The organism is Streptomyces sp. NPDC001156 (genome assembly GCF_053598275.1).
The window spans coordinates 1-10,746 of record NZ_JBSFJX010000244.1; the positions used below are offsets into that span (position 1 = coordinate 1).

General features: G+C 68.2%; 8 protein-coding genes. 3 read left to right on the plus strand and 5 right to left on the minus strand.

The window, feature by feature from the left end; all coding sequences use genetic code 11:
- Window positions 1-315, plus strand: a 315-nt coding sequence (locus tag ACWDA7_RS45400) for a hypothetical protein (RefSeq protein ID WP_450613093.1), incomplete at its 5' end; no start/stop codon positions are given.
- A 243-nt stretch (window positions 316-558) separates the two neighbouring features.
- On the opposite strand, the gene ACWDA7_RS45405 is transcribed toward ACWDA7_RS45400, so the two are convergent.
- From ACWDA7_RS45405 to ACWDA7_RS45425, 5 genes are all read right to left on the minus strand, one after another.
- Complete coding sequence (locus ACWDA7_RS45405) at window positions 559-2,238, minus strand: glycoside hydrolase family 13 protein (RefSeq protein ID WP_450613095.1); 1,680 nt, start codon at window positions 2,236-2,238, stop codon at window positions 559-561.
- A 55-nt stretch (window positions 2,239-2,293) separates the two neighbouring features.
- Window positions 2,294-3,184 carry a carbohydrate ABC transporter permease gene (locus tag ACWDA7_RS45410; RefSeq protein ID WP_450613097.1) on the minus strand — a complete coding sequence of 297 codons (891 nt, stop codon included), beginning with the start codon at window positions 3,182-3,184 and terminating at the stop codon, window positions 2,294-2,296.
- 1 nt (window position 3,185) lies between these two features.
- Complete coding sequence (locus ACWDA7_RS45415) at window positions 3,186-4,187, minus strand: carbohydrate ABC transporter permease (protein WP_355922269.1); 1,002 nt, start codon at window positions 4,185-4,187, stop codon at window positions 3,186-3,188.
- Between the two features lie 114 nt (window positions 4,188-4,301).
- Window positions 4,302-5,558: an ABC transporter substrate-binding protein gene (locus tag ACWDA7_RS45420; RefSeq protein ID WP_450613099.1), complete on the minus strand. Its 1,257-nt coding sequence runs from the start codon at window positions 5,556-5,558 to the stop codon at window positions 4,302-4,304.
- 530 nt (window positions 5,559-6,088) lie between these two features.
- On the minus strand, window positions 6,089-8,068 hold the full coding sequence (locus ACWDA7_RS45425; protein ID WP_450613101.1) for a glycogen debranching N-terminal domain-containing protein: 1,980 nt from the start codon (window positions 8,066-8,068) through the stop codon (window positions 6,089-6,091).
- Window positions 8,069-8,235: 167 nt separating this feature from the next.
- Here ACWDA7_RS45425 and ACWDA7_RS45430 point away from each other — a divergent pair, with 167 nt between their 5' ends.
- On the plus strand, window positions 8,236-9,315 hold the full coding sequence (locus ACWDA7_RS45430; protein WP_355922278.1) for a LacI family DNA-binding transcriptional regulator: 1,080 nt from the start codon (window positions 8,236-8,238) through the stop codon (window positions 9,313-9,315).
- A gap of 661 nt (window positions 9,316-9,976) precedes the next feature.
- Window positions 9,977-10,746: integrase core domain-containing protein (locus tag ACWDA7_RS45435; RefSeq protein WP_450613103.1), on the plus strand; the 770-nt coding region annotated here is incomplete at its 3' end.

The following is a 10,746-nucleotide window of genomic DNA, read 5'->3' on the forward strand; positions in this document are numbered from 1 at the left end:
CTCCGGTGCGACAATGCGCTGGTGAGCACGGCAGACAAGTCCCCTGGCAGGCGCCGGCCGCCGACGTTCGGCCCCGAGCCGTGGCCTCATACGGCACCATCTGGCGAGTGGTCGCACTGGGACGTGTGGTTCGCCGTGGCGTGCGCGGTGGACTGCGGCGGCGACTGGAATGCCTTCACTGTTCGCCTGACGCGGGAGCGGTCGAGCGGGGTGATGCGCGGGGCGTATCTGGAGCCGTTGTGGAGTCATCTGCTGGATCTGCGGGAACGTCTTGCGGCGGACGGGCACGGTGTGGCCGAGCTGCCGGAGCGATGACATTCCGAGCCCCCGGGGATCGAACTGTTCAACCTCCAAGCGGTGACAGTCACCCATTACCGCTACAGAGGCAACACGCTCCTCACCCCCTGGACCCACCCCAACCACGCCTGAACGCAGAGGTTGTGGAGAGCCCGGTACTCGGAGGCGGATACGCTTGGTCGGCGAGCGGCACGGAGAAACGGACCAGTGGCAACACGGCACCGCGCTCCGTGCCAACTCAACAGGCACTCCGCAGCCGGCTCACGGGGTGTGCAGCCACGCGGCCGAGTTGCCGGCGAGCTGCCCCTGGTGGACGGGGGCGCTGCAGAGCACGATCGATCCCCACTCGGCGGGTGGCCTGAGCGGCATGTCGCCGAACACCACGACGCAGGTGACGCTGTCCCGGCGGAAGGCGAGTACGTCGTCTCGGCCGGGGACGTCGATCCACGTCACCGCCCGGTCGGCCGTGGAGAACAAGTCCCGGTGGACGCGCAGCGCCCTGCGGTGCAGGGCGAGGGTGGAGTCGGCGTCCTTGAGCTGTTCGGACGCGGCGTATTTGACGAACCACTGTGGTTGCGGGAGCCAGGGTTCGGCGGTCACCTGTGTTGGTGAGAAGCCGAAGCTCGGCGCCTGCGCGGTCCACGGCAATGGTACGCGCGATCCGTCGCGGCCTGGGTCGAGGCCCTTGGAGCGGAACCAGGTCGGGTCTTGGCGGGCCTGGTCGGGCAGATCAAGCACCTCGGGCAGCCCGAGCTCCTCACCCTGGTAGAGGTAATGCGAGCCGGGCAACGCGAGGAGGAGCAGGCATGCGGCGCGGGAGCGCCGCTCACCGAGGACGGTGTCCACCTCGCCGCGCGGCCGGATGAGGGCGAGGTTGTGGTCGAGTGATTCGTGCGGCTCGTCGGCGCGGACGATTCCGTAGCGTGTCACGGTGCGGTGCACGTCGTGGTTGGCCAGGGTCCAGGTGATGGTCGCCCCGGTGGACCCGATGCCGGTGAGGGCCCGGTCGATCGAGCTGCGGAACAGCTGGGCGTTCCAGGGCTGCTTGAGCAGGTCGAAGTAGAAGGCCTGGTGCAGCTCGTCCGGGCGCAGGTAGGCGGCGAGGTCGGCGACGTCGGGGACCCAGATCTCCCCCACGAAGGTGAGTTCCCGCTCGGGCGCGTAGGAATCGGCGATGTGGCGCCAGCGGCGGTAGACCTCGTGGACCTGCGGGAGGTTGTGCGTGTACTCGTTGTAGTGGCCGCCGGTCCAGTCCGGCAATTCGGGGTGCTTGTGCAGAGCGGCTGCCACGTCGATACGGAATCCGTCGACGCCCCGGTCGAACCAGAACCGCAACACGTCGTCGAACATGCCGATGACGTCCGGGTGTGTCCAGTCGAAGTCCGGCTGGGCGGCGTCGAAGAGGTGCAGGTACCACTGGCCGGGTGTGCCGTCGGGCTCCACGATCCGGGTCCACGCCGGCCCGCCGAAGATGGACGGCCAGTTGTTCGGCGGCATGGCTCCGTCGTCGCCGCGGCCGTCGCGGAAGATGAAGCGCGCGCGTTCCGGTGAGCCGGGGCCCGCGGCCACCGCCGCGCGGAACCATGGATGCTCGCTGGAACAGTGGTTGGGCACCAGGTCCATGAGCACCTTCAGACCCCGGCCATGCGCGTCGGCCGTCAGGGCGTCGAACGCCGCCAGGTCGCCGTACTCCGAAGCGATGTCCATGTAGTCGGCCACGTCGTAGCCGTGGTCCTTCTGCGGTGAGGGATAGCACGGGTTGAGCCAGATGCCGTCCACGCCGAGGTCGACGAGGTAGTCCAGGTGCTGGCGCAGTCCCTCTAGATCGCCGATCCCGTCCCCGTCGGCATCGGCGAAGGAGCGCAGGTAGACCTGGTAGACAACTGCGTCGCGCCACCACGCTCGCTCGGTGGAGGGGCCGGAGGACGAAGCCAGGGCCACGATTGTGTGCCTTTCTGTGAAAGCGGTCGTCGAACGATCCGAGGTCCCACGCCGACTACTTGACGGCGCCCGCGGTCAGGCCGGAGATGATGCGCCGTTGGAAGAGCAGCACCATGATGATCAGCGGGATGGTGACGACGGTCCCCGCGGCCATCACCGCGGTGTAGGGCTCCTGGTGGGGCTGGGCTCCGGTGAAGCCGGCGATCGCGACGGTGACCGGTGCGACGGCGGCGTTGCCGTTGGACAGCAGGCTGGACAGGAGGTATTCGTTCCAGGCCGAGATGAAGACCAGGATCGCGGTAGTGAATAGGGCCGGTGCGGCCAGCGGCAGGATGACGAGCCGGAACGCCTGGCCGGGCGTGCAGCCATCGATACGCGCCGCCTGCTCCAGTTCCCAGGGCATCTCGGCGAAGAAACTGGTCAGGATCCACACGGTCAGCGGCAGGGCGAAGGAGATGTCGGGGATGATGAGGGCTTGGTAGCTGCCCAGCCAGTGAATGCTGGTGAACAGTTGGAACAGCGGGGTGACGAGGGCGACTCCGGGAAACATGGCCGCGCTCAGGACCAGGCCGAGGACCAGGAACTTGCCGCGGAAGTGCAGGCGCGCCACGGCGTACGCGGCGAAGGTGCCGACCAGCATGGCGATCGCCGTGGTGGCCGCCCCGATGATGGTGCTGTTGAGGAGTGCCTGGCCGAAATGGTTGCCGCGGCTGGTGTCGAACGCGGTGCGGAAGTCGTCCAGCGTGACATGGGTCGGCCACGGGGTGGTGTCGAAGGTGAACCCCACCTGGCGGAACGCGGTGACGACCATCCAATAGAAGGGCCCCAAACACCACACGATGATCGCCGCGATACCCGCATACAGGCCGAGGCGACCGGCAATCCGGCGGAGCGCCAGCGATCGAAGGAAGGGCGCTGCATGGGTGGTTCCCGTGATGCTCGTCATGTCACTTCACCGCCGACTGCTGGGTGCGGATCACGTTCGCGTTGAACAGCTTCACCATGAGGAAGGCCACCGCGAAGATGAACAGGAAGGTGATGGTGGACAGGGCGGACGCGCCCCCGTAGCCCTGTTCGAGCTGGTCGATGACCAAGATGGACAGGGTGGTCGTGGAGTGCCCGGTGCCGCCACCGCCGTGGGTGAGGATGGCGGGCAGATCGTAGATGCGCAGCACGTCCAGGACGCGGAACAGGGTCGCGACCAGCAGCGCCGGGCGCACCAGCGGCACGGTGACATATCGGAAGCGATGCCAGGCACTCGCGCCGTCGACCCTGGCCGCTTCGTACAACTCGGTGGGGATGATCTGCAGTCCAGCGAGGACGAGCAGGGCGACGAACGGGGTCGTCTTCCAGACATCGCCGATGATCACGGCGAACCGTGACGCCCACTGCCCGTCGGTCCACAGGATGTGCGTGCCGAGAACCCTGTTGATGATGCCGTTGTAGGCGAACATGAAGAACCACAGCTTCGCGGTGACCGCGGTGGGGATCGCCCAGGGCACCAGCACGCTGGCCCGCAGCAGCGAGCGGCCCTTGAAGTTGCGGTGCATCACCAGCGCCATCAGCGTACCGAGGAACATCTCGAGCACGACGGTGATGACGGTGAAGAGCACGGTAACGGTCACGGCGTCCCAGAACTCGCTGCCCAGGGTGCCGGGCGCACAGGCGCCGACGCCGCAGCGCTGGAGCAGCCAGTGGGTGTAGTTACCGAAGCCCGCGAACCCGCCGCCCCGGTTGAAGAACCCATTCTGCAGTGACTGATCCTGCCGGAACGAGGTGATCAAAGCGGCCACCACCGGGTAGCCGATGACCAGGGCGAGCAACAGCAAAGTGGGGCTGATCAGCAGCAGTGCGGCACGGCCCTCACCCGTTGTGTGGCGGTGCCGGCGCGTGAGCCGCCGTTTCGACCCGGCCGGCTCCGTTGCCGGTCTGTCGGTGGTAACGGTCATCTGTGTCCCTGTCGTGAGGCCGCGCCGGGGGCGGATGCGCGCGGGATGTGCAGACTCGTGTCGGCGGTGGACCGGACCGTCACCCTTGGCCGGCCCGGTCCACCGTTCCTGACGTCAGCCGCCCGTGGCGGAATTGATCGCTGCCTGCATATCCTTCAGAGCCTGGGAGACCGGCTTGCTGCCCTTGATCGCGGCGTAGGCGTTCTCCTCGATGGCCGCGGTCACACCGGGGTAGAACGGCGTGACCGGGCGGCTCTTGGCGCTCGCGAGGCTCTCTCCCAGCGTCTTGAGGTAGCCCAGCTTGGGGTTGGCCAACAGCGTCGGGTCCGTGTACAGGCTCTTGAGGACCGGGGCGTTGGACTCCTTGATCAGCAACTCGTTCTGGATGTCGCTGCTCTCGTAGAACTTCATGAAGTCCAGCGCGGTCGCCTTGTGTTTGGAGTAGACGCTCATGCCCAGGGAGTGCCCGCCCAGGGTGCTCGCGCCGATGCCGTTCGGCCCGGGCTCGGGCGCCACCGCGAACTTACCCTTGACCACCGAGCTTCCGTCGTTGCTGGCCAGGTTGTAGACGTAGGACCAGTTGCGCAGGAACAGCAGCTTTCCGGCTTCGAACGCCTGGCGCCCTTGCTCCTCCTGGTAGGTGATGGCCTCCTTGGGGATGTCGCCGTTCTTGTAGGCGTCCGCAAGGAACGACAGGCCCTTGGCCGCCTGCGGCGTGTCCACGTCGGCGGTCTTGCCGTCGGACTTGACGATCTCACCGCCGGCGGCATTGATCGCCTCGGAGGCGTTGACGGTCAGGCCCTCGTACTTGGCGAACTGGCCCGCATAGCAGCCCATGTGATGGGCCTGGGCGATCTTGCAGTCAGCGAGCAGCTCGCTCCAGGTGGACGGCGGCTTGGGGACGAGGTCCTTGCGGTAGTACAGCATCCCGCCGTCGGAAGCCATCGGCGCCGCGTACAGCTTCCCCTGGTAGGTCGCGGCGTCCACGGCCACCTTCAGCAGTGGTGCGGTGTTGAGGGCGAATTTGTCAGTCAGCGGCTGCAGCCAGTTCTGCGCGGCGAACTCCGGCGTCCACACGACGTCGACCGACACCACGTCGTAGCCGGGGTCTTGGGCCTTGAAGTGCTGGACCAGGTCGTCATGCTGCTGGTCGGCCTGGTCGCTCTGCTCCTTGAGCGTGACCTTCTGGTCCGGATGCAGGGCGTTCCACTTCGCGATGATGTTTTTGACGTCGCCGGTGTTGTCCTTGCCCTGCACATAGGTGATGGGGCCGCGGCCCGACGCGTTCTTCGAGGCGGTGCCCCCGCCGCCACCCGACGAACTGCACGCCGCCAGCGCCAACGTGAGCGCGAGGGCACCTGCGGCTGCCACCCGTGGCCGCCTTGCTCTGTTCTCCACCTGGTTCTCCTGTTTCCTTTGTAGGGCAAGGGAGCACTGCGAGCAGCCTTGAGCGGCGAGTCAGTTCGCCACTTCCTGTCCGGGCGTCATGGCACCCCGAAGTTCAGCACCATGGGACACCGGACCTGACGCCGACTCACCCATGCCCCGGAAAGACCTACTCGCCCTCTTGGAGCGTTCAAATATTGCCTGGAAGTTTCCTGGCCGGAATCCGCCGCGTCAACCCCTTGAATCAAGGAAGAAGCGCTCTGGGGAACTTCGGCCCGGGCGGCACCGCGGGTACGCGCGTGCCGGACGCCCGGAGGACGGTACCGGGGGGCAGGTTGCGGTTCGCGGCAGACGCCGGCGACGCAGAGTCGGGGCGGGGGCCGCACCGTTTTTTGACGGGTGCGGTCGCGGCCCTGGCGACGGTGTGCGCGGGACGGTCTCCGGCCGCGCGGGCCCTGCGCTCTGTTGCCGTCCTCGACGTCCCCGCCATTGCAGGAGGGGACGTTGTCGGCTCGTCAGGTCACCGGGTGCTGCGCAAAGCCGCCTTCCGCCGGGGCGGTGCGGTGGGCATACGCTCCGTAGGGCGCCCACCCCTCCAGGTAGCCGGCGATGGCGACCGCACCGGCAGCCGCCCACGCCTGCGGACGACAGGCCGTGGGGTAGGCGAGCAGGAGCCCTTCGTCGCCGCTGGTGGCGCCGTAGAGCTCCGGCAGGCGGTATTCGAAGTGCTCCGCCGCGGCCACGACGCCTTGGGCGAGGGAGCGGGCCACCGAGTGGTGTCCCTCGGCGGCCAGTCCGAGGACGGCGATGGCGGTGTCGTGCGGCCACACGCTGCCGCAGTGGTAGCTCAAGGGGTTGAAGGCCCTGCTCGTCTCCGACAGTGTCCGCAGGCCGTACCCGCAGTCCAGGTCGGGCTGGGCCAGCCGGTTGGCCACCAGTGCCGATTCCTCGCTCGTCAGAAGGCCGGTGCCCAGCAGATGAGCCATGTTCGAGGTGGCGCCGTCCACCGGCCGCTTGACGGCGTCGAGGGCGATCGCGGGGTAGGGCCCGTACGCGTCGCTGAGCCAGTACGACCGCCGGAAGCGTTCGCGCAGCCGCGCTGCCCACTCGCGCCAGTGGTCCGCGGTGCTCAACCCGAACGCGTCGAGGATGTCGGCCCCCTGGGTGGCGGCGGCGTACGCATAGGCCTGGACCTCACACAGCGCCAACGGTGCCTCGGCGAACCGTCCGTCGGCCCAGCGCACCCCCTCGGCCGAGTCCTTCCAGCCCTGGTTGGCAAGGCCGTCGTGCGCGGACGAACGGTACTCCAGCAACCCGTCGCCATCGACGTCACCGCACTCGGCGATCCAGCGCAGCGCCGCATGGAGATGGGGCAGCAGTGCCGCCACCTCGTCTGCAGGCATACCCGAACGCCATGCGTCGTGCAGCAGGCGTACCCATAGCGCAGTCGCGTCGATCGTGCCGTAGTACACCGGCGGGATGACCACGCCCGCCGCCCGCAACGTCTCCCGCCGCACCTCGTGGAGTATCTTGCCGGCTTCCTCGTCGCGCTGCGGGCGCAACCGGGTCCCCTGGCGGCGGGCCAGGGTCCGCAGGGTGCCGGCGGCCAGGCGGGTGCCCAGCGGCAGCAGCAGGGCCGCCGACCACAGGGCGTCGCGGCCGAAGAGGGTGAAGTACCAGGGGCTGCCGGCCGCCAGGAACAGGTCGGCGGGGGCCAGGGGGTCGGTCAGCAGCATGCCGTCCAGATCCTCCAGGCTGCGCCCAACCAGCTTGGCCAGCACCGGATCCCGCGGCTGCGCCGGGGCCAGGAGGATCGCCGGGCCGCCCGCCGCCGGGGCCCCGAAGAGCGCCGAGGTGTCGTTGTCAGCCGGCCCGGTGCTGCGGGTCGCGACGGACAGCGTCAACGACCAGGTGCCCTCGGGGTCCGCATCCACGCGGAACGCGACGACTGCGCCGCCGTCTTCGCACAGCGTCTCCTCCGGCTTGCGGTTCGCTGTCAGCACGACCTCCTGGCCGCCGTCCGACCAGCGCACCCGTGAACCGTCCGCCGCCGCGGCGACCGGGACGCAGTCCGCACCGTCGCGTACCCGACCCATCGAAGCTAGGTCGCTGCCGCAGCGCACCAACATCCGCACGCTGACCGGTCCGGTGCCGCGGTTCACGAACTCCAGCCGTTCCGTGAGCCCGCCCGGTTGCACGGTGCGGTGGCGGTGCAGGCTCACCGAGGTGTCCGAGGAGGCATCGCCGTAAGGCCACACCTGGTAGCTGAAGACGGCCCGGCCGCCACCACCGAGCGACCTGCCCACCGGAGTCACCGTGGCGTCGGCCACCTCAACGTGAAGGTGCGACAGGATCCTGCGGTCGCTGTCGTAGAACCCCTGCACCCCGCCGGTGGTTATCTGGCCGTCGCCTCCGCTCAGGCACACCGACGGTGCCCGCACCACCGTGACCAGCTCGTGCAGTCCGAGGGTGGGCGTGCAGTGGTGGTGCCTCACAAGTCCTCCATCGACGGTGTGATGCTGGGCGCTGGCGCATCCTGTCGGTACATTTACCTGTCGGTACCTTTGAACGTGCAACATGAACGTTACTCGATCGATGCCGAGCTCACTAGGCTCGCTGTCGGCTGGGATGGCACCAGCGCACGAGAGGAGAGCGAGGAAGCGTGGCAGAGCAGGCCTGGCCGCCAACGAAAACCCCGGCCCCGACACTTGTGGACGTCGCCAGGGCGGCCGGTGTGTCCCGGCAGACCGTCTCCAACGTCATCAACGCGCCGGAGCGGGTGCGCTCCGAAACCCGGGAACGCGTGGAGCTGTTCATCGCCCGACTTGGTTACCAGCCCAACCGGCTGGCGCAGGCCCTGCGGGCCAACACCTCACGGATGATTGGCTACCGCATCGAGCCGCCGACGGCCGACGCGCTGGACCCGTTCCACGACCGTCTGCTGCACTCCCTGGCCGAAGCCGCCCGCGCCGCGGACCGTCACCTGCTGCTGTTCCCGGCCGACGACGCCGCCGCTGAGATCGAGGTCTGTCGGCGCCTGCACCGGAGCGCGGGAGTGGAGGCCTTCGTGCTCTACGGCATCGACGCCCGGGACCCGCGGCCGCGTGCCCTGCTCGACCTGGGCGTCCCCTTCGTCGCCTTCGGGCGGACGGCGCAGGGCAGCGAGGAGTACGCCTGGGTCGATGTCGACAACTCTTCCGGCATCGCCGCCGCGGTCAACCACCTGGTCAACCGCGGCCACCAGCGCATCGGGTATGTGGGCTTGAAGCCCGAGGTGAACGTGGGCGACCAGCGGGCGCGCGGCTGGCATGCGGCGATAGACCGGCAAGGGCTGCCTTCCAACTGCCACGCACAGGTTGTGTGCGGGCAGGACACCGTTCCCGCCGGCATGCAGATGGCCTTCGCGCTGCTGGAGCGGTCCGACCCGCCGACTGCGATCGTCGCCGCCTCCGACACCCTCGCCGTCGGAGCCATGCGAGCGGCCCAGCGATGGGGCCTGGAGGTGGGCCGGGACCTCGCCGTCGTCGGCTTCGACGACTCCCCCACCGCCGCCGCACTGGACCTCAGCAGCATCCGCCAGCCCATGGCGGAGATCGGGCAGCAGATCGTGGCCGCCCTGCTCGACTCCACTCCGGCCATGGCGGGCGACTTGGGCACCACCCGGGGCTCCGGCGGGAGGCTGCTGACGCCGACGCTGGTCGTCCGCTCCTCCAGCGCCAGTCCGGCGCCTCGCACCACATAGGGGTGAGCTGGACGATGCTATAGCCGTTCTTCGGCAGGAGTTCACTGTCGACGACGGCAGCTTTCTGGGTGGAGGGAAGCATGCAGGCGGTCCCCGATCAGCCTGATGACGAGCAGCGGGATTCGCCTGAAGCATCCAAATCTCATGCCAGGACCAGACGCAGGAGGTTTGGATGGCTGACGGGCTGCCTGATCCCGGTGCTACTCATAACTGTCGCGGTTGCCTACTTCTACGCGCAGGACGACACCCCGACGCCCGCGCACTTGGCGAGACCCCAATTGGTCGGATCGTGGTCAGGCCCCAATGGGGGCTCTCTGGTGCTTCGCATAGACGGGACGTTTGTCGCCCGAAAGGACTGCGGATTCGGGGTATATGACGACGTTCCGGGGTCTGATAGAGGAAACTGGGGTATCGGCCACGGTCTCTGGAGTGCCGACGAACACGGTGCCGACACCGGAGGAGTGTGGTTCTTCGGCAAGGCCTCCTCGAACGAGTTGGACGAGGGCGGCAACAAGGATAGCCCGGTCCTCTGGCAGAACGTCGGAGACCCGGACAGGAGCGTGTTCTGTGAGCTCCACAAGTCGTGTGGGGCTCGTAAAGTCATCGCTGCGGATGAGCAGCGGTGTACATGGTTGCCGGTGGTGGCTGAGAGGCTGTCCCGATGGTCGTGTCGCTGTTGTACCGCGCTGCTCGCACGCTGCTGTCCCTACCGGCTGTCCTGCTGCGCCGAGACACCGCCAGGGAAGCCGAGTTGTTGGTGCTGAGGCATGAGAACTCAGTCCTGCGCCGTCAGCTCAAGGTCCCGGTCCGCTACAAGTGGGCCGACCGGTTCTGGCTCTCCGCGCTGTCCTCGCTGATACCGCGCCGCCGCTGGGCCGATGTCTTCCCCGTCACCCCCGGCACCCTGCTGGCCTGGCACCGCAAGCTGATCGCCAAGAAGTGGGACTACTCCGCCCGCCGCGGCCACACCGGCCGACCCCCGACTGCGTCCGCGCTCAGGAAGGTGGTGCTGCGCTTGGCCGGCGAGAATCCCCGGTGGGGACATCGTAGGATCCAGGGCGAGCTTGCCCGGCTGGGCCATCCGATTGCACCGTCCACGATCTGGGGGATCTTGAACGCCGCGGGCATCGACCCGGCTCCACGCCGGTCCGGCCCCAGCTGGCGCGAGTTCCTGACCGCCCAAGCCCAAGGGATCATCGCAGCCGACTTCTTCCACGTGGACACCATGCTCGGAAAGCGCCTGTACGCCATGGCGTTCCTGGAACACGGCACCCGAAGACTGCACATCACCGGCGTCACCGCCCACCCCACTCGGGCCTGGGCGACGCAACAGGCCCGCAATCTCTCCGCCCAACTCGACACGCGCATGAAGTCCCTACGCTTCGTGCTGCGCGACCGCGACGCCAAGTACGACCCGTCCTTCGACGCCGT

Excerpts from the sequence above, each read along its gene's own strand:
- ACWDA7_RS45410 (WP_450613097.1), bottom strand. The coding sequence starts at position 3,184 with ATGACGAGCATCACGGGAACCACCCATGCAGCGCCCTTCCTTCGATCG.
- ACWDA7_RS45415 (WP_355922269.1), bottom strand. The coding sequence starts at position 4,187 with ATGACCGTTACCACCGACAGACCGGCAACGGAGCCGGCCGGGTCGAAA.